Genomic DNA, 18,963 nt, shown 5'->3' with positions numbered 1-18,963 from the left:
CACGGTGACGAAGTTGGGCATATACGGGATCGGTGTTCTCGGGAGTGTAACCGACCAGCAGCGCCTGACGCTGCAAGCCACTCTTCGAGGGATGCTCGACGATTTCGGCCTGGTCATCGGAACGGACGTCGTCGTATATGACGGCGCGAGCGTCAACGGGCGCGAAAGGCGGGCCGCGTTCGCTGCAGCGTACTTTGGTGGTGTGCCGCACACCGACCTTCCGGCCGTGCGCGATCTTATCAGCACGAATTCACCGATCATACCGATACTGGATCCTCCTCAAGATTTCACGACGAACATCCCGGAGATCCTGCACGCGTCAAATGGTCTTCGTTGTCGGCCAGATGATCCGGAGCTTGAGGAGCTGGCTTGTGCGTTGCTTGAATGCGTCGGCCTTCTGAGGCGTCAGCGCCGCGTGTTTATCAGCTACAGGCGTATCGAGTCACGGGCTGCTGCGATGCAGCTCCACGATTTAACCGCAGCCCGCGGATTTGACGTATTTCTCGACACTCACGATATACGGCCGGGAGATCCGTTCCAGGATGTTCTCTGGCACCGACTTTGCGATTCTGATGTCGTCGTTATGCTGGATACTCCGGCGTATTTCGATAGCAGGTGGACCCGACAAGAAATTGGGCGCGCTCGCGCGAAAGATATTCAGGTGCTTCGCGTTGTGTGGCCTGGCCATACGCCGAGCAGGCTGACAGACATGGCCGAGACGATCCACCTCGATGCGGACGCTCTCAGCGGGCCGTCTGGCCCGATAAGAGATGAGGTGGCCGATAAAATTGTTCTCGCGGTTGAGCATCTACGAAGCCGCAGCATCGCGTCGCGGTATCTATCCATAACCGGTCGGCTTCGCGCGGACGTCGAAAAAATCGGAGCAAAGATAGAGGGAATCGGGGCGCACCGCGCGATCTGCGTGCGTCTTCCAGACGATCAAAGAATATGGGCGTACCCCGTCGTTGGAATTCCAACTGCGGAAGTTTTCTACGACATTGCCGACAAGGCTCGGCGCGCGGAGCAACTAGGCGCGCCGGTCATCGTTTATGACCACATCGGAATTCGGGAGTCCTGGAACGCGCATCTTAAATGGCTAGACGAAAATATCGCAACGGTGAAGGCAATCAAAGTCTCCGAAGCGGGATGGACGCTCGCAGCGTGGGAGAGCTAAAATGCCTAGTGCGATTTTTTTGTCTGCCAGCGTGCCTGATCCGAAACGAAGCCCGAAATTTGCTGAAACGGCCGACACAGTCGCGATCAACGCTGCAGTTTCGGCACTGGTGTATGTAACCTTGGGGCGCCGTCTTCTGGTATGGGGTGGGCACCCCGCCATCACGCCAATGATTTGCGTAGTTGCGGAAGATATAGGGGTTGATTACGGCAGTTGGGTCAAGCTCTATCAGTCCCTATATTTCAAGGATGAGTTTCCAGAGGATAACGCTCGATTCCAGAATGTCAGCTACGTCGATGAAGTTCCGGGCGATCGCGAAGGCAGCCTTCGGCGCATGCGCGAGAAAATGTTCTCGGATTTTAAATTCTCGGCCGCTGTATTTATCGGAGGCATGCAGGGAATAATCGACGAGTATGAACTATTCAAACGGCTGCAGCCGGATGCCTGCGTTTTCTCGGTCGCATCGACAGGGGGAGCCGCGCTTGGCCTGCCGGTACCGAATGGAGAGATTGGACGGGACTTGGCCGCCAACCTCGACTATGTAGCCGTCTTCCATCGAAGTCTTGGGATTTCGGTTCGAGAGGAACGTTTCCGTCGTCCTGATGAACAGCCGGCGAGGACGGAGGATCGTTTCTGGCGACCGTCGGAAAAGCGTTAGCTTATTACCGGATATCATGCGCTTCTTCGGTGCACGATTGCTTCAATCCGGTCCGCTCGTATCGAATCGCTGTAGGGTGATCCTCCGTCTTGGGTCGTATCGGAGAGTCGAATGGCAGCCATCAATCTGAAGAGCATGGACGTGGAAGAGCTTCTCGCGCTGCGGGGCGAGATTGACGAGGCGCTCGCGGAGCGCGCGGACGATCTGCGCAAGCAACTCGCGCGCCTCGGCCAGAGCGTTGGCGGCCGGCCGGCAAAGGGCGCAGGCAGGGGCGCGAGCGCGCTCAAAGGCGTGAAGGTGCCCCCGCGGTATGTCGGCCCGAACGGCGAGACGTGGGCCGGCCGCGGTGCCCGGCCGAAGTGGCTCGCGGCGCTGCTCGACGAGGGGCACTCGATCGAGGAGTTCGCCGTCGGGGAAGCGGCAGAGGAGGAGCGGCGCGTCGCCGCCGCGGCCGTGCCGGTCGCGAAGAAGCGTGGACGGGCCGTGGCAAAGAAGCCGGGGCGCAAGAACGGCTGAACCGACGGCTCAGGTGCCCGGCGTCTATTGAGGCGCCGGGCCGAGTGGCGGCGGGGTCCGGTGCAAAAACGTGATCGTGACAAACGCGCCGATCCACGATCCGGCCGCCGCGAACAGCACGTAGACCCAATTATTCGTGTAGCTGATGACCGCGAAGGACGAGAGCAGGTACCACACGCTGCTCCACGTCGCCGCCGGCATTCTGCGGCGCGCCACAACCGCGGCCGTGAACATGACGTAGGCAGCGTCGGTCGTGGCGGTAGCGACCATGACGCCGACCGCGACGAGGGGATCAATCTGAAACGACCACATGAGGGTGGTTCTCCGAGATGTGGAATGCCGGGCCTCGCGAGGGGCGAACAAGAAGAAAGCGTACCATTGGCGGTACGCTTTCGCGAAGGGCACTTACCGGTTACCCGGAGAGGCGATACGGTGCATCGCGTCTCGCAATCTCCCGGATGATCTCGCGCGCGATCATGAGCGCGACGCTGACCTCGCTCGAATACGGCCCCTTCTCGGCGTGCTTTTCGCCGAAGCGGGATGTTCGCGCGAAGTACCATCCCCTGCCGCGGCGCTCGACGGTGAAGTCCGCGAGCGCATAGACTCGTCGTGCGTTGCCGTGCATCTCAGTACTCCGCGGCAAGCATGATGGTCATGACGCGGGTGGTCTGCGACGGATCGCTCGGATCCTCACTGCCGTAGATCATCGCGAGATCGTAGTAGTCGATCTTGGCGAAGAGCTTCCGCCCTTGGATCTCGAAGTCGAGGAAGTCGTGCTCGCCATGCGGGTCGTTGTCGGCGTCGAACTCGTCGAAGGTTTTGACACGCTCGATCGCCTCGCGCCGCACAGCCTCGGGCAGAGATTGGAATCCGACGGTGAGCATGACGCGGCCGCCTTCGAACGTCCTCCGGAAGGCGTCGTTCAGCTCGCGGATGCGCTCGGTCTTCAGGGTATGTGAAAGAACGCTCATGGAACTCTCCGTCCTGCTGGCCGGAACCCACTCTCGGGTGCCGGCGGACGGGACGGAGGCGCTGCGCTCATTGTAGCGCAGCGACGCGGGTGTCAGGGAAAGAGGGCCAGCTCTAGTTCGCCGGCCGATCGGAAGAGGAGGCCATCCATGCCGATGCCCTCGGCCGCAGCGACATTCCGCGGGTTGTCGTCGATCATGACTGCCTGGTGCGGCTCGGCACATAGGGCGGCCAGGATCGCCCGGAATGCCTGGGCGTCCGGCTTCGCGTGTCCAATCTCGCTCGATACGACGATCGAATCGAACAGCTTCTCTAGTTTGTGGTTCCGCAACATCTCCCGGACGAACGCGGACGGCGCATTCGTCAGCAGCCCGAGCTTGCGGCTCGGTCGCAGTCGCTGGACGAGGGCCACTACGTCCGCGTGGATGGTTAGAAGCCCAATCCAATCCAGCTCGACGAGCGCGGGCGGTCGGTGCGACCTTTTCCCAAGCTCCGCAAAGAGAGTCTCCTGGGAAATCCGACCATGGTCGGCTGCCACGAAGAGCGTCCGGACGATCTCTGCGGCTTCCGCCTCAGGGAACGTCTGCGCAAGCCACTGGTGTCCGACATCCGGGCACAAGACGCCGAAACAATCGAAGACGACAGCTTCATAGCGCATGGGCGCCTCCGCTGAGACCTCGGGCCGCATACGAAGAGGCGGCCGGATCGCGCGAGACAGGATTCGATCAAAAAAATGCGGGCGAACTCGGATACCGAGTCGCCCGCGGGATGTCGTCCCATGCACCCCCGTGACACGAGACGTCTCCGAAAACACCATCGGCCGTTGCGACCGGTTCCGCCTTGATGTGGATCAGGCAGAATCGGGGGATTCGTCTTCCCGTGGCCGCTCGCCGGTGAGCGAGCGGAGAAAGTCGGCGGCCTGGCTCGCCTTGCTCGCCGCGGTGACGATGGCGCGAGGATCGTCTTTTAGCAGCGATATCCACGAGTCGATGTACGAGGCGTGCCGTAGCTCGCCATTCACGCCGAGATGGGCGCAGAGGAACGCCGACGTCAACTCGGCGATCAATTCCTCAGCCGCGTACGCCCGGGAGCCGAAGCGGTGGCGCAGGTCTCGATTGAGGCGAGTGACGAATCCGCTCCAGTGACCGAGCTCGTGCAGCCCGGTCGCGAAGTAGCTCTCGATCGTGGTGAACGCCGAGCGCGGCGGCAGCTGGATGAGATCAAGCGACGGGACGAAGCATGCGACACTCCCACCATGGCGAATGTCCGCCCCGGTCGCGTCGATGAAGCGCTGCACGTCACTATCGATGGAAGGCGGGACTTCCTCCGGCGCTGCGATTTTCGCCGGAAGCCCATCGATCTGGGCGACGTTGAAGACGCAGTAGTTCCGCAGCATGCTGATCCGCTTCTCTTCGTCCTCCTCCGTGATGGTGAGCTTGCGGGTGAAGACGATGTGGGTGCCTCGCTCGCCCTTGCGGACGTTCGCATTCAGGGCACGCGCCTGGCGAAAGGTCATCCATGCCGGGTCGGGATATCCGGCCCGTTTGGCTGCGGCCCAGAGGATCGGGATGTTGATGCCGCTGTAGGTGCGACCTGTCGCGATGTTAGCGGGGAGCAGTCCGAGGCTCGTACGCCGTTTCGTTCGCCACGGCTGCACCCACGCGGGGACGCCCTTCTCCAGATCCTCGATGATGCTGCGGGTCACGCTTTCGTAGAGTGCGGCCATCTGCATGACAGCCTCCTACGCGAAATACGCGAGCACGATCGCGCTCGCGACGGTGTTGCGTCCGCAAGCCTCACACCGGGCACTATCCGCGTCGCGGTCCGTCCGGGTCGTGTGCGAGCAACCAAACTCGGTGCAGATGGCGGGCACGGTGGCAGCTTCGGTGCACGCTTCGAGCATCTCCTCGACGGATGCATACTCGGCCGCTCTGGCGAGCGTTCTCAGCTTTCGGTGTCGTTGGTCGTGTGAAAGATCACGCATGTGACACTCCGTTCCGCGGGGCCGACATCCGAAGTGGGTGCCGGCGGACGGGACGGAGGACCTGCTCTGATTTTACCGCACGGCCTCACTTCGCACGCATTTCGAAGCGCCTGTGGGGGTACGGGTGGGGAGAAGTCAGATGAATGCAGAGTGGGGCGTTCGAGCGCTGGGGATTTCGCTTCTTGTTTCAGCGGCGGTTCTGACGGCGTCTGTCTTTGCGCTGTCTCACGCCATCGCAGTCCAATCACCACACGAGCAGCAGACTGCACACGCCACTGCGCGCTGATCGAAAGAAAGAGCCCCGCTTGTGGCGAGGCTCGACGTCAAAACGGTCGCACTGGTGGGAGCGCGGAAGCCTATGCAGTAGCACTCCCGGGGCATGTCTCCAGACGTAGCCCATGGGCGGCGCTTGCGATGCTCAAGCGGTTCTCCGCCCGCGTCATGATGGCTGGCGATCGGCTGAACGTCAGTCGTTGAGGATCGTGCTCGTGCGCTCGTGCGGTTCGCACTCCGGCGCGATGTCCTCGCTCTCTTCCGGTGAGATGTGACGCGCTCCGCAGTTCGGGCAATCGTCGTCGCACGTCGCGTCCCAATCGTCCGACCAGGTGCAATCGCACGTGGGGCAGCGGTAGTGATTACGGAACCGCGCCATGGCCTGCTCCTCAGATGAGGCCGGCGAGCACGAATGCGCTCGCGACCGAGTTCTTGGCGCACGCCTCGCACCATCCGCGATCCTGATCCGGCTCCATCTCGGTCGTGTACGAGCAGTCGGGATCGGTGCAGATCGCCGGGGCGATGCTATCCGTGACGCGGTCTTGCAGCATCGTATCGACGCTGGTGTATCCGGCACTCTCAGCGAGCGCCTGCAATTTCGCGGCCTTCGCATCCTGTGAAAGAACACTCATGTATTCCTCCGTCGCGCTAGTCGACATCTGAGGCGGATGCCGACGTGCGGGACGGAGGCGCTGAACAAATTGTACCGCGGCGGACGCGAGATGACCGGCCGCGACATGTCGCGAAATGCCGCGGCTTGCCGCACCGGGTGCGACAGGCCTCGACAAGCGGCGACAGATGGCGGGGTAGCCAAGGTACTGTCCGTGAAATGCCGAAATGTGCCGCCATCAGCCTCGGGGAAGCGGGAAAGCGGCCGATCACGTTTTGGTGCGGCGTTCGTGCACGGGCGCACGCAGCGGCACATGGCGCACCATCGCGAACGGTTTCATCACTCCGTGGCCATGGCAATCAGTCCGGCATGGATTGGTATCGCGTCATCAAAACCATTCGCGGCCGCCGCTACGTCTACCTACAGAAGACGTGGCGCGCCGGCGCGCGCGTGCGTTGTCAGTCGCGGTACATGGGCCCTGCGTCGCTCCGAGCGGTCGGCTATCACGGCACGTTCGCACAGTTCAAGCGGTTCGATCGTGCCGAGTGCGGATCGAACACCGGCGCGAACGATGCCTGCGAGGGGTTCTTCTTCGCCTCGAACCGGCGCGTGGCGATCTCGTACGCCTCCGCCGAGCTCGCTGCAGAACGCGGGCTCGACGCGACCATCGCAAAGATCGAGCATCGGCTCTCGGAGGTGTTCGGAACCGATTGGTACGACGTCGCGATCGCACTGGATGAGGGAGAATACGACGACGATCCGGCGCGGAAGAATCTGGCGCAAACGTACCTCGGGCGGCTGAAGCGCGCGCAAACGCGGTTCCATAATTTGCGTGAGCGAGGAATATTCCAGGAGTTACGGCCGTCGAAGCGCGGCGATGTGAAGCGCCAGCGGATCGTAATGGAGCGACCCTACTACTACGACATGGAGCGCCACCGATACGATCCGATCAGTTATGAGGAGGCGATCGACGGCGCCCGTGCGAAGGGTCATGACGGCGTGGTCATCAAGAACACGTACGACGGCTACAGCTACGCGATGCTGATGCACCCAACCGAGGATGATCTGACCGACGTCTACATTGTCTTCGATGAACGCCAAATCCAAGATGCGGCATAGAGAAGCCGCCCAAAGAATGGGCGGCTGCGGAGCAATCGCTCCGTCAAAAGTACACGCGGTCGCACTGGAGTTCGTCCTGCAATGCGGCAAGCATTTCCCACTGCTGCGCGGTGATCCCTTCCGTGAGAAAGCAGACCACGTTCTCCAACCCGGCTTGATGGGCGGTGAGGACTTCGAGTGGTTCGCGGACGAGGTGAAGCTCTCCGGACGTCGCCCGATTCGCGTTGAAGATCACCCCCTCGGGTTGAAAATTGTTGGGGAAGGTGAGCTCCGGCTGCTGATCGCCGAGCGCCCGGCCGCAGTAGGCGAGCAAGGTGCCCGCGCGATCGTGGATGGGGATGGCGAGCCGGCCGCGCATGATGCCCTTGCCGGCATATCCCGCCCCGAACTCCTTCGCGGTCTCCGGCGAGATGCCGAGGGCCTGCACCCCTTCATGCTCGGCGAGAAGATAGTCGAGCGGCCGCAAGGCCGCTGTTCCCGGGGGCTGTTGGGGGGCTGGAACTGTTCCGGGAACGGTACCGTTCCGCGTGCGGGGAACTTGTACCGTTCCGGTGCGCTCCGCGAGGAAGGCGGCCGCCTCCTTGGGAGGGCATTGCCGCACGTGGGCAACGAGGGCGATCTGGTCTCCTCCTTCGCGCTTGGCGAAGCAGTAGAAGCCCTTGGGAGGGGTGACCACGAGCGTACGGTCGTTGCCGGCGTGAACCGGGCAACAGCCGCGGTATTGGTGCCCGTGCTTCTTGAGCGTGAGACCCAGAACCTGGATCACCTGGTCGAATCCGACCTTCGCTTTCAACTCCTGGAAGTCAACGAACGAGGGCATCTGTGCCTCCTTTCTCCTATGAACATTGTCTCATGGGAGAGGGGAGGCAGCGGTCGGCCGGATGCTACGATGTGGACAGAAGTGAGTGCAGGCGGAGGCGCGGGACGGCCACCAATCACGCTCGGCCGCCTGCACTCAGGGCAGGAGAAAGCGAGAGACGAATGGTGGACGTATCGCGCGCACTGCCGGCGCGCTCGCGGCAGCGGGAAGTCCGGCGGCCGAAGTACCTCGCCCGCGCCAAGGTCGGATCGGGATGGCAGACGATCGGCGCAGCGTGGGAGCTGCGCAACGGCGAGGAAGGACTCTCGGTCAAGCTCAACAGCATCCCCGTGGGAGCGTGGGAGGGACAGTTCGTCCTCATCCCTCCGCTCCAGAACGGGGAAGCACCCGATCCTGAAGAGTAGCGGTCGGGCGGAAGTACGGGGCGGCAGCTAAGCCGCCCCGGTCTTTTGCGTGCACGTGCGAGCCGTGTGGCCTTCGGTGTCGCAGATCGAGCAGCGCATTTTGCGCGGTTCCCGCGCGGCGCCGGATAGCAGCACGGCGAGTTCCGCATCGATCTCCTCGCGTTTGCCGATGAGGTCTTTGACGCGGGCGATCTTGTCGTCGAGTGTCATTCGCATCACCTCCCTTCGATTGTGTCGAGGTTGATTGGAGGGAAGCCAGCCCGCTGCCAAGGGTCGGTCAGCATGTGGCCGGTCGGTGGAGCAAGCCGCTCCGGAGCCGTGAAGCTCGGGACGTGCTTGAAGAGGAAGTTGGGCGAGCCCTTGCCGCCCGTGAGCTTCAGCAGCAGCGCGATCATCGACGTCATCCGCCGTTCGGTCGTGGTGACGAAGGGAATGAAGAAGGTGCTCACGCCGAAGTGCGACTCGTACGTGCGGGCCTTAACGACGGAGAGGTAGTCCTCGAACTTTCCACGGATCGACGACCGCTCAAGGTCGGCGGCATCGACGGGCTCGGTGCCGGTGTCCGCCTCGAACCCCGGAAAGAACCGGAAGGCGGACTTCGGCGAACCGGCATACTCGATGATAAACGGCTCCCAGTCGGGGACAATCGAGCTGCCGCGCGGAAGCGGGATCGAAGCGGCGGGACTGCCGGTCTCGGCCTTGATTCGGTTCCAATCGATGAGACGAAGATCCGGAGATCCGGCGATCCCGATGTGGATGGACGCCGCGATCATCGACTCCATGAGCTGGTGGGGAAACGGGCTCGCGCGCCGGTGAGCAAGGGCATGACCGCGCTCCCGCAAGAGTGCCTTGGCCTGGGTGCCGTTCGCGTAGACCAGGTAACGATAGTTCGCGTTGGCGCATCTCCGCTGGCCGTCGGGGCGGCTGAGATAAAAATTCGGGGGCGACCACAGAAGATTGAAGCGGGAGCGGAGTGCGGCGAGATTGCCCCCGATGAGGGCGTGAACGTAATCGAGTGGCAGCACGCCGAAGCGGTCGAGCACGGCGAACGCCTCGATATCTCTGGGATGAATGCGAGCTTCCTTCTTCTCGCCGTTCTTGCCGAGAAGAGGGGCGGGCTTCCATCGCGATCTATAGTGACGGGTCGTGAGTGTTTCCATGCATGGTGGAATACGCTCAATAATGCTTTGGTCAACGTAACCAATACTGCGGAACGCGCAGCTATGTGGCGCTATGCAAAGCAATGCGCTCCGAGAAATATTTTACCATTTTCCCACGGACGCATCCGGAGCCTTGGCACTCTCCGATGCCGGCGCCGGTTCCGGGGCGGCGGGCTTACTATCGGACGCCTCTGCAGTCGCGGCGAGCGCCTCTGGCGTTTCGCGAGTGACGGGTAGCTCGTCGGCCCGATACGCATATCGCGCCCGGATGCTGGCGATCAGGTCAGCGTGGCGATGTGCCGTCAGTCGCGGCTGCGCTTCGAGCGTTCCGAAGGGGACTTCGAGACGGATGGCGCAGCTCGTGTGGTTCCGGACGTAACAGGCGAACTCAGTAGATCGCGGCTTCTTGTGCATCGACCGGATGAAATCACCGGTCGAATTCATGTCGGGTGCGAGGGCGCGGGCGTCTCTGTCCGAAATCCCACCGGCAAGCTTGATGCTGGTGTTCGCGGCGATCGACGAGCGCAGAGCCGGGGTGAGCTGGTCGAGGTGCTGGTGAGCGAGCACGACGCCGACGTTCATTTTGCGGGCCTGCTCCAGGAGGGTCTGGATGTTCTCGTCGAAGTACTCCTGGGCCTCGTCGATGATGAGGTAGCAAGGCGGGCGTTCGGGGGTGGCGACGCGCTCGAATGCCGCCCGGATGGCGAGCGCGATGGCATACCGGCCGAAGAGCGCAGAGGCGTCCGATTTGAGCAATGACTTGCTCGTGTTGATGAGGACGATACGACGGTTCTGGATCGCCTCGAACATGTCGAGCTTGTTCACCTTCGAGGAGAACATGCGATCAAAGCTCGGGACGCTGAGGACGGAGTACAGGCGGCGGGCGATCTGCTGTTTCAGGTCAGCGTACTTCTTCGTGAAGAACTGGTTCTCGAAGTAGGCCTGGGACGTACGGTCGAGACGCCTGATGTGAGGTTCAAAGCGGCTCTGCTGGATGGTCGCCGCGGACTCTTCCATCAGTTCTCGCAACGTGTGAATGGTCGCTCCTTCGACGGAGAGAATAAGGCGGGTTACGAAGGCGAAGGCGGTGCTCTGCCGCGATGTCATTTCCGCTGCAATCGCGGCAAAGATGTAATTGTAGAGTTCGATCACGCTCGCTTCGATCTGCTCTCGGTGCAGGCGCGAGTACCCGGAAAGCCGCCCGTTCGCCGCGTCGAACATGTTGAGGGCTGGCGGATGCTCGATGTCTTCCGGATCGATGAGGACGACCCGATCGGTTATAGCGCTCCCGAAATCGCGGGTATGGATGGTGTTCAGCATCTCGCCCTGGCTGTCTATGACGATGAGGGCGGGCTGCGTGTCGCCTCGGAGGTCACTCAGGATCAAGTGCTGCAGCAGCTGCGTTTTGCCATGGCCCGATCCGCCGATGATGTGGGTGTGCTCCATGCGAACCCGCTCGGGGATCACGAACGGAACCGGCGTGAGGAACAGGTCGAGTAGCGGAGTGCCGTTGAGATAGGTCTGCGCGAGCTCTTCCGGCGAGAGGTCCGAATCGTCGGCCGTCAGCAGCGGCTTCTTGGGCTCGGTGCCAGGCGGAATGCCTGAAGCGGCCCAAACATTGTCTGCGAGCTGGTTGCGGAGCTTCGTGAGAATTCCTGCGTCGCCGATCGCCGGGTCGGCAAGTGCGTTGGTGAGAGCGGCAATCAGAGCGCCCGGCTCCGGCAGGAGCACGACCAGCGGAACAAGGAACGACGCCTTCGCCGCTGGCAGGGGAGGCAGATCCTTGATGATGCCCGCGATAAGGTTACCGAGAACGAGGTAGAGCTTCTCAATGACCTTGTCCTGGTTGGCGAGGAAGTGTTCCTTGGCGCGAAGGAACCGGGCAAGGTCGGTCTGTTCCTTCATCGAGAGCCGGGCGTTCGGCCAGTCGATATCCGGGAAGCTGAAGATCACTTCTTCGTCGACGATGATCGCCCGCTGGCAACGTTCGAGTGCCTGTCCGATCGCGGGACTGGACGGAAGGGATACGACCTTTCCGACGCCGTCGATGACGATCGAATGGAACCGCTCAGCGGCGTCGGACTGAGAGAAGACGCTCGCCTGATATGTGGCCTGTACACGACGATACAGTTCAATCGTACCAGCGAGGTCGCGCGCTGCCTCGTCGGTGAAGCGGCGAAGAAAGGGCGTATACACCGGGTGGTCAGATTTCAACGATCTCCTCCCGGCCGTCGAACGTGGACGCCAGCGAAAGGTACTTCTTGATGAACTCGGCGGATTCGCAGATCGCGTTCTCCGCTTCAATGAGTTCGCCAAGGCTCTTGCATTCGATATGGACGCCCTTGATCAGGCTCTCGATGGTGATCCGCAAGGCGAGGGCCATCATCGTCGCGCTCGCGGATGCGCGAGCGAGGCGGTACAGGCTCTTTCCAATGCTGTTGACCGGCTTGTCGCTACGAAGACCGGCGAACCCCTCATCCCGGACGCCTTTCAGGTGTTCGGTGAGCGCCTCGGAACTCGCCGTGCGAGCCTTGCTGTCGTAGACGATGATGCTGCCGAGACGATATTTTCGTACGAGTTCCAGGTCGGCGCGCGGGAGCGACACGCGCGCATCCACCGTGAATATCACCGCGCCCAATACAGAGGAGCGTTGTGAGCGTTTCAGCTTGAGCTGGATCGTTTCGACCGATGAGGCGGACGGGATCTCGGGAACCGGAGGAGGCGCGCCGTCGCCGGCAGAAATCGTGGCGGGGAGGGCGGCAATGGCGCCGGGGTTTTCGGGAATGGATAACTCGAGATTTTCGGTGGAGGCTTCTAGTTCGATCGGGACAGCGGGGGACGAAGAATCATCGAAGGTGTTTTCGGTCGTGTCTTCGAGCGCCGCCGCGGCGGGAGGTTCGGACAATGGCGTGAGAGGTTCCCCCTGAGCCACGGGGCTGGCCACGGTGCGTGCCTGCGTACTCGGGACGTGTTCGTCCGGCTGAAGAAGAGGAGTCGACGCTCCGAAAATGGCAGCTGCATCGGTGCTCTTTTTGGACGTTGGAGCGGCGAGTTCGGCGTCCGATGGTTCCGCTTGGGAAAACGACAGGGTCGGATGGTGGTCGACCAGCCAACCTCCCGCGAAAGCTACGCCGCAGAGCGCGAGCGACCAGGTCACCAGCTGGGGCATGTCCGCCGCCGGTGTCGTGATGTAGGCCGAGAACATGGCTTTCGCGAGAAGGGTGAACACCGCAGCGAGCGCGGCAGGAATCTCCCAGTCGAACGAATGATCGTGAGCGGCGTATTCCGATGCGAAGAACTTCCCGATCAGAATCAGTGTCATCGGGATGGGGAATATGGCGGCAAAATAAATGACAAAACGGGCGCGTTCGGACGTCGGCAATTCCGGGCCCGGTATCGAGAATATCCACGACGCTGCTATTGGTGTTGCCACCACGAAGGCAACAATGCTCGGTCGCAGATAGTGACCGACCGCCTCCGGTCGGCAGGTCCGGATTACGTAAAGGAGGATGGGCACCGATAACACTACGCCGGCGTTCCCGATGAGCACGAGAAGGATGGCATCGAAAGTTCGCCAGAGTTCTGCGGACGGAAGCGGCATGTCGTCGGGCCCAAGCGTCGGGTAAATACAGCCGGTAGTGCGGGCTCGCGTCAAGGTCGCGGCGGGGAAAGTCACCACTTAAGCTTAGTATTCTTGCGGCGTGGCGGCTGAGCAAATTTCAAGAACCGTGAGATACGTTCTTCTACGGATGATCGTGCGCGGGCCCGCGTCGCGCGACTGAACGCGATGACTTCAACAGAGAGATCGAGGTCTGGGTCGGGAAGCGGGTGCGTTCGTAATGTCACCGGCCTGCTCGGACTGCCGGAAATCATAAACTTTCCCATGGCCCGGAAATTTGGCAGCCCCTGGAGCGTATCGGGGTTTGGCCAGCCGAGATGCTTTGCGATGAACGGCGCATCCTCGGCGCCGACGCGAAACGACACAAACGATGCGGCATTCGCGAGAACGGATTTGCGGAGAAGTTCGGGGACCTGGCCGAGGAACTGGTTACTCAAGCAGAGCGTCAGCCCGTACTTTCTCGCTTCCGAGAGAATGAGGCTGATGCTCGCGGTGGGGAAGTTCTGGAACTCGTCGACGTACAGATGAAAGATCCGGCGTTCCGACTCCGCGATAACACTACGCGAGATCGCCGCCTGTGCGATGGCGGAGATGAGCAGGCTGCCGAGGAACGCAGCGTTGCCCTCGCCGAGCACACCCTTCGACAAGTTGGCGACGAGGATCCGCCCTTCGTCCATCGTCTTGCGTAGGTCGATGAGATTCGGCGACTGGCAGAGCACGTTCCGGACGGCCGGATGTGCGAGAGCGCGTTCGACCTTGTTGAGCACAGGATCGATGCGCTGGTCGAGGTTGCGATCGGCCCAGTATGGAAACTCTTCGCGCCAGAAATGTGAGGTCAGAGGATTGCGCGATTGCTTGACGACCGAGTCGCGGAAGCCCTCCTCGGTGAGGATGCGGACAATACCGAGGAGGTCGGAACCTTCGGTGTCGAGCAGCGCGCGGACGCTGTGGAGCAGCAGGCGTTCAAGGCTCGGGCCCCAGCTCTCATGCTGCCAGAGATGCTTGAACGCTAACACTACATTGTCCGCCACGGTGTCGCGTTGGTCTTCGGCGACATCCTGGAGAACATTGAACCCGACGGGGCGGTCGAGATCGGCCGGATTGAAATAGGTGACGTGCTTGACCCGCTTCGCGGGAACGTATGAAAGCGCCTTCTCTGCATCCTGGCCATGGGGGTCGATGAAGGAGAGCCCGTGGCCGTTGGCCATGTCCTGGCGGATCAGGTTCACCAGGAAAGTAGATTTGCCGGTGCCTGTCGCGCCGAGCACATACAGATGGCGCCGCCGGTCATCCTGCGAAATAGCGAAGACCTCTTTGTGCAGAGTCTCCCCGAGAACGAGCGGCGTCTGATGCATGGTCAAAGAGGAGCCCCGAGTGAGGCACCTCGGTTGCGATGCGCTCGGAGCAAAACACCGAGCACAGGTCCGAAGCGGTAACACTACAATCCGAAAGGGGATCGTGCGTCACGGCGACCCAAAATCTGCCGAGTTTCGTTCGCCGGTCTAGTCGGGGCTCGATCTGGCCACGCTGTGGCCAAAAGAACTGCCCATCCCTCATTATATCGCGGCCGCGGCAGCCCGAGCGCCGGAATCGAAAAATCGCGCGACGGCGAATCGAGAAATTTCGATTTGGCGACTTTTCAAACATTGCAGCTCGACGAACTCGGGAAAACGACGAAATGCCCGCAGCATCGCGAGCGCGATCGGCGATCTCGCGACCGCGATGCTGGAGGGGAACAATGGAACGGTCGCCGGTAGGGAAGGGAACGGCTCCCGTCCTGGGAAATCGCTCCGCCCACTGTTCCGTCGTTGGCTCGCAGAGCCACGACTTCCCTAGCTTGCCCCTGGGAATGTGTGTCCCCCTCAGAAGCGGAGAGCCGATCCGAACGTCAGTGAGGTCGATTGTATCGGCTCGCAGCGATAGGGGGACACACATTCCCAGGGGCAAGCTAGGGAAGTCGTGGCTTAGAGCCCGACGGACAGTGGTGCGGAAAGGTAGGAAATATGGGCTGAATCGCCGATTTCGTGCGATTTCGGCCTATGTGAACAGGAAACAGTGGCGTTCACACAGACGTTCGCAGTGCTTTTCGTGGCTCATTCCGATCGTCTGCCGCGGCGGAACTGAGGGGACTGCATGTCATTTAAGAGCGGCGGTGTTGACAGATTCCATGCTTCGTGGCGCGGTATAGTTCGCCGAGGACAACCACGCTCACAGGCTCTCCAAATGTCGGTCGGGGGCGACTGCACCAAATCGGCGGAGGCGTGACGTGTGGCGTACGTTGCGAACGACGATCGCATCGTCGCAGGTATTGTAAAATATGACGTAGCGATAGGGGAGGACGGGGAGCACTCGAACCCCGGGAACGTCGGTCTCGATCGCGAGTAGGGGAAATTCGCTGAGCCTTCGCATGGCGGCTTGAATGGCCGCACTTACGTGAGCGGCGGCTGTGACGTTGTCCTTTTCGATTGAGGTGATGATCTTGTCGATTTCGGCGAGGGCCGTTTCCGTGTAGCGAAGCTTCATGCTCGGCCAAGGTTGAAGCGCTCGAAGGTCGCCTTGATATCCTGATCAGAAGCAAAGCGACCGGCCTCAACATCGGCCTGACTGCGGTTGAGAGCGGCGCGGTCCTCATCGTCAACGTGGTAGACCGCGCTGTAGCGGTTCTCGATGTCCGTCATCACGCGGATCAGTTCTTCCTGAGCCGCCGCCGGCCACTCGGCCGTTCGTTCGAGAAGGTTTCGGATCTGCACCTCGGTCATATGCGGGAATTGTAAAGCAGCTGCAGAAATCCGCAATGAAGGCCGCAAAACTTGACATCTCGGCCGCTGCATGTCGCAAAATAGATATTGTGCGACACCATGCGGGTGGAGTTTTGTCAATCGTCCCCCGTTCGTGGTGTCGGGGGTGAATTACGCCCTGAACTGTAACGACCAAAAAATTAGGGCTTCGGCGGAGTCGGAGCGGAATGTCGCCTCACGCTGTATGGGCTGCTGATCGCGCTGCCAGTGGCAATCGGTGCGTTGTGGATCGGTCGTCTCCGTCTTCCTTGGAAACACACTTCCCTGTGTTGAATATATAAGAAGATATTAGAGAGCCGGGCTCATTCCGAGATGGCCTGCAACAGAGCCATTTCTCGGCATCCCGAGTGCAATTATCTCGGGTCAGAACCCACACTTTCTCGTGTCAGAACCCACACTCTCTCGGGTCAAAACCCACAACCTGGGGCGCCAAAATACGGCTCTGTTGAGCCGGTCTCGTGTCAGAACCCACACCTCATCGATCGGCGACCCACCGCTCGAAAGAAGCGATTCTGTCGCTGTATCGCTGGGCCGTCGCGTCGGCACGCTTGAATTCGAACATCATCTTCTGGAGGGAACCGCTGAGGCCGGCCGTCCCCTTCCGGGCGATCTCTTCGACTTCCAGCTGCTCTTGCGGGGTGAGAGTTGCGAAGATCGCATTCGCCCGTTTTCGGCGGTAACTCTCGTATGCGTACTGTTGCCGTTCTGCGTCGTCCTTTTCCCGGCGTGCCGCCTCCCGGGCGGCAGCGGCCTTGTCCGTGGCTTGGCGCGCCTTGTACGGAGCGATGTACTGCCTGAGGCCGCCAAGGGTCTGTACATCGAAGCGGGTCGCCGCTGCCGCGGCGAGGGCAAAATCAAGGAAGCGTGGGGCATCGTCGAACGGAATTTCTGCGAGGATGTCCTTTGCCGTCTCTACGTCCTTCGAATTGACGTATGCGATCGAGGCGGCGGGCTGCCCTGTGCGTTTTTCCGCGAAGAGGTACGCGAGTTTCAGGGGTTCCCCGACCTCCTTCTGCTGGGGCTCGAACTGGGCCTCCACGCGGCCCGCCTGCTGCCGGCGGTAGAAGCGAGCATAGTCCTCAAAGAACGTGGTTCCTGGGCGAAAACTGACGACCCAGCCGCCTTGCGATTTGCTCTTGGCCTTCGCGAGCGTAAACGAAGCGAGGACTCCTTCCTCAACGAGTTGGGTGAGGTGCGTGCCGATTTGACGGCGAATATCGGATTCGTACCGGAGGACAGTAAGCCCACCGAGCCACTCTGCGCAGATGTCGTCGTATCGCTTGACGAACTCCAGGTGGCTCCCATTGGCGCCCGTGTACAGGTTTGCGAAGTGAAAAAAGATGCGCATGTACAGCGCCTGGCCGACCGTCCCAAGCCGCTGCATGAGCGCGTGGTTCAAGCAAGTGAAGTGCTCGTCCTCCAGGGAGCGGACAATCGGTGCTGCGAGCGTGATGGTGCATGCCTCGATCGGATCGCTCGGAAACTCCCGGCGTTCGATGAGGATCTCCGGGAAGACGGTGAACGAGTGCTCCTGAAATGTGCCCCCTGGCTTTTTGAAATGCGTTTTGACGAAGGTGTAGTGGATCTCATGGAGGGCGCGTGCGAGTTGCTCGCTGTCGCGGCCGCCCCAATCCTTGCGGCCGATGAGCCGGCCGATTTCCCGCTTGGTGAAGTGGATTTCTGATCGAACCGGTTTACCGTAGTCGGAGTGCTTCTTGATCAGGGCGACGAAGATTTTGTGTGCGAGTGGTCCTGGCTGGCCGAGCTTGGGATCGGGGCGGATCACGATGTGCTTGTCGACGATGCCGCTGTTGAGTTCGATTTCGGCTGTGCGCGTCACGGCGCTCTTTTGGTCGTGGCAGAACAGAGCACCGGCGATCCTCAGGAGCGTGCTCTCCAGGTAGAGTTTCGAGCTTTCGATGCTCGCTGGCTTATCCGATCCCGTTGCCTTCCGTTCCATACGTACCGCTCATTATAGCGGCATCAACGGGTTGCTCGGTGCGAGTGTGTGGACAGGTCAGTATGCCGGAGGAGAAGGCGGGTCGATCGGACGCAGCGGGTCAGTCGGCCGGTTCAGCTCTGATGCGCCGAGCAATGGGAGCAGCGGCGACAGCAGTCGGTGCAAGCTTCCCACGAGCACATTCGTTTCCCTGTTGCGCTCGGTCAGCTCTTTGATCTGGGTGTCCTTTGTGATGATCTGCCCACGTAGAAATTCGTTCTCACGCTCGATTGCCTTCACGTAGCGCTCTTCTGCTGCGACAGGCTGCGACAGGTCGGGCTTTGTCGGCGCTGGTCGCTGCTCGTCCTGCTCGATTTCATTACTGCGACCAGTCGCGACATGTCGCGACTGGTCGGGGCTTGTCGTGAACTCTTGTCGGGGCTTGTCGCTCGGCTCTGGAGCGGCGACAGAGGGGGCGACAGGCTGCGACATGTCGTGGCCTGTCGTGACCGGTCGCACCTCCTCAATGTACGCGATGTGTTTTGCGACCGACTCGGGATCTATGAGGTACTTCTCACCAAACGGGGTCTCGATGCGGCGGCAGTCGAGATGTCCCTTTGCACAATAGCGCTGAATGCTACGGGGAGTGCGCGGATGACCGGCGTGCTCGTAGCGGGCGAGCGCGTCCTCGATCGTGAGAGTGAAGTCGCTGTCCGAGCGGAAGGTGGGTTGTCGTTGGGTGTCGTCGCTGGTCGCGACATGTCGCGACTGGTCGGGGCTTGTCGCCGCATCCTGTCGCAGGTTGTCGTCGCTCATGCCTTGATGATAGCGCGGCGCAACCAAGCGTGGCCGGCTTATCCCCAAAGCGCTTGATAGGGAAGGAATCCGGGTGGTCGTCGTGGTGTAGAAGTGGCGGGGCT

The 18,963-nt window shown here is 61.3% G+C and carries 22 protein-coding genes; 5 read left to right on the top strand and 17 right to left on the bottom strand.

From position 1 onward, the window contains the following. The first annotated feature begins 4 nt into the window (after window positions 1-4). From CCR97_RS24750 to CCR97_RS24740, 3 genes are all read left to right on the top strand, one after another. Complete coding sequence (locus tag CCR97_RS24750; RefSeq protein WP_245428681.1) at window positions 5-1,174, top strand: toll/interleukin-1 receptor domain-containing protein; 1,170 nt, start codon at window positions 5-7, stop codon at window positions 1,172-1,174. A 1-nt stretch (window position 1,175) separates the two neighbouring features. Further along, window positions 1,176-1,832 (top strand): SLOG domain-containing protein, encoded by a 657-nt coding sequence (locus CCR97_RS24745; protein WP_111355296.1) that lies wholly within the window; start codon window positions 1,176-1,178, stop codon window positions 1,830-1,832. A 111-nt stretch (window positions 1,833-1,943) separates the two neighbouring features. Further along, window positions 1,944-2,348: an H-NS histone family protein gene (locus CCR97_RS24740; protein ID WP_111355295.1), complete on the top strand. Its 405-nt coding sequence runs from the start codon at window positions 1,944-1,946 to the stop codon at window positions 2,346-2,348. A 24-nt stretch (window positions 2,349-2,372) separates the two neighbouring features. Here the strand turns inward: CCR97_RS24740 and CCR97_RS24735 are convergent, their stop codons facing one another. From CCR97_RS24735 to CCR97_RS24705, 7 genes are all read right to left on the bottom strand, one after another. Then, on the bottom strand, window positions 2,373-2,660 hold the full coding sequence (locus CCR97_RS24735) for a hypothetical protein (RefSeq protein WP_111355294.1): 288 nt from the start codon (window positions 2,658-2,660) through the stop codon (window positions 2,373-2,375). A gap of 100 nt (window positions 2,661-2,760) precedes the next feature. Next, window positions 2,761-2,973, bottom strand: coding sequence for a hypothetical protein (locus CCR97_RS24730; RefSeq protein WP_111355293.1), 213 nt, complete (start codon window positions 2,971-2,973; stop codon window positions 2,761-2,763). Between the two features lies 1 nt (window position 2,974). Continuing rightward, window positions 2,975-3,319, bottom strand: a complete 345-nt coding sequence (locus tag CCR97_RS24725; protein WP_201159969.1) for a DUF3768 domain-containing protein — start codon at window positions 3,317-3,319, stop codon at window positions 2,975-2,977. A 92-nt stretch (window positions 3,320-3,411) separates the two neighbouring features. Beyond that, window positions 3,412-3,975 carry an HAD family hydrolase gene (locus CCR97_RS24720; protein ID WP_170145657.1) on the bottom strand — a complete coding sequence of 188 codons (564 nt, stop codon included), beginning with the start codon at window positions 3,973-3,975 and terminating at the stop codon, window positions 3,412-3,414. 192 nt (window positions 3,976-4,167) lie between these two features. Beyond that, window positions 4,168-5,049, bottom strand: a complete 882-nt coding sequence (locus tag CCR97_RS24715; protein ID WP_111355291.1) for an ArdC family protein — start codon at window positions 5,047-5,049, stop codon at window positions 4,168-4,170. A 718-nt stretch (window positions 5,050-5,767) separates the two neighbouring features. Next, a complete protein-coding gene (locus CCR97_RS24710) occupies window positions 5,768-5,953 on the bottom strand; it encodes a hypothetical protein (protein WP_111355289.1) in 186 nt (61 codons plus the stop codon). Window positions 5,954-5,963: 10 nt separating this feature from the next. Further along, complete coding sequence (locus CCR97_RS24705) at window positions 5,964-6,206, bottom strand: hypothetical protein (RefSeq protein ID WP_111355288.1); 243 nt, start codon at window positions 6,204-6,206, stop codon at window positions 5,964-5,966. Window positions 6,207-6,553: 347 nt separating this feature from the next. Between CCR97_RS24705 and CCR97_RS24700 the strand changes: the two genes are divergently transcribed. After that, window positions 6,554-7,303: an ADP-ribosyltransferase-containing protein gene (locus CCR97_RS24700; RefSeq protein WP_111355287.1), complete on the top strand. Its 750-nt coding sequence runs from the start codon at window positions 6,554-6,556 to the stop codon at window positions 7,301-7,303. 43 nt (window positions 7,304-7,346) lie between these two features. Here the strand turns inward: CCR97_RS24700 and CCR97_RS24695 are convergent, their stop codons facing one another. Then, window positions 7,347-8,123, bottom strand: coding sequence for a CHC2 zinc finger domain-containing protein (locus tag CCR97_RS24695; protein WP_111355286.1), 777 nt, complete (start codon window positions 8,121-8,123; stop codon window positions 7,347-7,349). 161 nt (window positions 8,124-8,284) lie between these two features. On the opposite strand from CCR97_RS24695, the gene CCR97_RS24690 reads away from it, so the two are divergent. Beyond that, entirely contained in the window at window positions 8,285-8,527 is a 243-nt protein-coding gene (locus CCR97_RS24690) for a hypothetical protein (protein ID WP_111355285.1), read from the top strand. 27 nt (window positions 8,528-8,554) lie between these two features. Here CCR97_RS24690 and CCR97_RS24685 read toward each other — a convergent pair whose 3' ends face one another. The 9 genes from CCR97_RS24685 to CCR97_RS24645 all read right to left on the bottom strand — a co-directional run bounded on the left by CCR97_RS24685 (window position 8,555) and on the right by CCR97_RS24645 (window position 18,859). Further along, window positions 8,555-8,737: a hypothetical protein gene (locus tag CCR97_RS24685; RefSeq protein ID WP_146618627.1), complete on the bottom strand. Its 183-nt coding sequence runs from the start codon at window positions 8,735-8,737 to the stop codon at window positions 8,555-8,557. A gap of 5 nt (window positions 8,738-8,742) precedes the next feature. After that, a complete protein-coding gene (locus CCR97_RS24680; RefSeq protein WP_146618626.1) occupies window positions 8,743-9,687 on the bottom strand; it encodes a hypothetical protein in 945 nt (314 codons plus the stop codon). A gap of 102 nt (window positions 9,688-9,789) precedes the next feature. Then, on the bottom strand, window positions 9,790-11,901 hold the full coding sequence (locus CCR97_RS24675) for a type IV secretory system conjugative DNA transfer family protein (protein ID WP_146618625.1): 2,112 nt from the start codon (window positions 11,899-11,901) through the stop codon (window positions 9,790-9,792). Further along, window positions 11,891-13,288 (bottom strand): hypothetical protein, encoded by a 1,398-nt coding sequence (locus tag CCR97_RS24670; protein WP_146618624.1) that lies wholly within the window; start codon window positions 13,286-13,288, stop codon window positions 11,891-11,893. Before CCR97_RS24670 ends, CCR97_RS24675 begins: the two co-directional genes overlap by 11 nt. A gap of 71 nt (window positions 13,289-13,359) precedes the next feature. Continuing rightward, complete coding sequence (locus CCR97_RS24665) at window positions 13,360-14,667, bottom strand: type IV secretory system conjugative DNA transfer family protein (protein WP_146618623.1); 1,308 nt, start codon at window positions 14,665-14,667, stop codon at window positions 13,360-13,362. A gap of 847 nt (window positions 14,668-15,514) precedes the next feature. Next, complete coding sequence (locus CCR97_RS24660; RefSeq protein WP_111355279.1) at window positions 15,515-15,829, bottom strand: type II toxin-antitoxin system RelE/ParE family toxin; 315 nt, start codon at window positions 15,827-15,829, stop codon at window positions 15,515-15,517. Further along, window positions 15,826-16,065 (bottom strand): hypothetical protein, encoded by a 240-nt coding sequence (locus CCR97_RS24655; RefSeq protein ID WP_111355278.1) that lies wholly within the window; start codon window positions 16,063-16,065, stop codon window positions 15,826-15,828. The genes CCR97_RS24660 and CCR97_RS24655 overlap by 4 nt, the downstream gene beginning before the upstream one ends. Before the next feature lie 514 nt (window positions 16,066-16,579). After that, on the bottom strand, window positions 16,580-18,064 hold the full coding sequence (locus CCR97_RS24650) for a replication initiation protein (RefSeq protein WP_111355277.1): 1,485 nt from the start codon (window positions 18,062-18,064) through the stop codon (window positions 16,580-16,582). Window positions 18,065-18,121: 57 nt separating this feature from the next. After that, complete coding sequence (locus tag CCR97_RS24645) at window positions 18,122-18,859, bottom strand: hypothetical protein (protein WP_111355276.1); 738 nt, start codon at window positions 18,857-18,859, stop codon at window positions 18,122-18,124. Window positions 18,860-18,963: the final 104 nt, after the last annotated feature.

This window comes from Rhodoplanes elegans (assembly GCF_016653355.1).
GTDB lineage: Bacteria > Pseudomonadota > Alphaproteobacteria > Rhizobiales > Xanthobacteraceae > Rhodoplanes > Rhodoplanes elegans.
The sequence above is the reverse complement of the archived record's forward strand: the minus strand, read 5'-3'. Positions and strand labels throughout refer to the sequence as shown.

Bases quoted from the DNA above. Each gene is read 5' to 3' on its own strand.
- CCR97_RS24745 (WP_111355296.1), top strand. From the start codon at position 1,176: ATGCCTAGTGCGATTTTTTTGTCTGCCAGCGTGCCTGATCCGAAACGA.
- CCR97_RS24740 (WP_111355295.1), top strand. From the start codon at position 1,944: ATGGCAGCCATCAATCTGAAGAGCATGGACGTGGAAGAGCTTCTCGCG.
- CCR97_RS24735 (WP_111355294.1), bottom strand. From the start codon at position 2,660: ATGTGGTCGTTTCAGATTGATCCCCTCGTCGCGGTCGGCGTCATGGTC.
- CCR97_RS24730 (WP_111355293.1), bottom strand. From the start codon at position 2,973: ATGCACGGCAACGCACGACGAGTCTATGCGCTCGCGGACTTCACCGTC.
- CCR97_RS24725 (WP_201159969.1), bottom strand. From the start codon at position 3,319: ATGAGCGTTCTTTCACATACCCTGAAGACCGAGCGCATCCGCGAGCTG.
- CCR97_RS24720 (WP_170145657.1), bottom strand. From the start codon at position 3,975: ATGCGCTATGAAGCTGTCGTCTTCGATTGTTTCGGCGTCTTGTGCCCG.
- CCR97_RS24715 (WP_111355291.1), bottom strand. From the start codon at position 5,049: ATGCAGATGGCCGCACTCTACGAAAGCGTGACCCGCAGCATCATCGAG.
- CCR97_RS24710 (WP_111355289.1), bottom strand. From the start codon at position 5,953: ATGGCGCGGTTCCGTAATCACTACCGCTGCCCCACGTGCGATTGCACC.
- CCR97_RS24705 (WP_111355288.1), bottom strand. From the start codon at position 6,206: ATGAGTGTTCTTTCACAGGATGCGAAGGCCGCGAAATTGCAGGCGCTC.
- CCR97_RS24700 (WP_111355287.1), top strand. From the start codon at position 6,554: ATGGATTGGTATCGCGTCATCAAAACCATTCGCGGCCGCCGCTACGTC.
- CCR97_RS24695 (WP_111355286.1), bottom strand. From the start codon at position 8,123: ATGCCCTCGTTCGTTGACTTCCAGGAGTTGAAAGCGAAGGTCGGATTC.
- CCR97_RS24690 (WP_111355285.1), top strand. From the start codon at position 8,285: ATGGTGGACGTATCGCGCGCACTGCCGGCGCGCTCGCGGCAGCGGGAA.
- CCR97_RS24685 (WP_146618627.1), bottom strand. From the start codon at position 8,737: ATGACACTCGACGACAAGATCGCCCGCGTCAAAGACCTCATCGGCAAA.
- CCR97_RS24680 (WP_146618626.1), bottom strand. From the start codon at position 9,687: ATGGAAACACTCACGACCCGTCACTATAGATCGCGATGGAAGCCCGCC.
- CCR97_RS24670 (WP_146618624.1), bottom strand. From the start codon at position 13,288: ATGCCGCTTCCGTCCGCAGAACTCTGGCGAACTTTCGATGCCATCCTT.
- CCR97_RS24660 (WP_111355279.1), bottom strand. From the start codon at position 15,829: ATGAAGCTTCGCTACACGGAAACGGCCCTCGCCGAAATCGACAAGATC.
- CCR97_RS24655 (WP_111355278.1), bottom strand. From the start codon at position 16,065: ATGACCGAGGTGCAGATCCGAAACCTTCTCGAACGAACGGCCGAGTGG.
- CCR97_RS24650 (WP_111355277.1), bottom strand. From the start codon at position 18,064: ATGGAACGGAAGGCAACGGGATCGGATAAGCCAGCGAGCATCGAAAGC.
- CCR97_RS24645 (WP_111355276.1), bottom strand. From the start codon at position 18,859: ATGAGCGACGACAACCTGCGACAGGATGCGGCGACAAGCCCCGACCAG.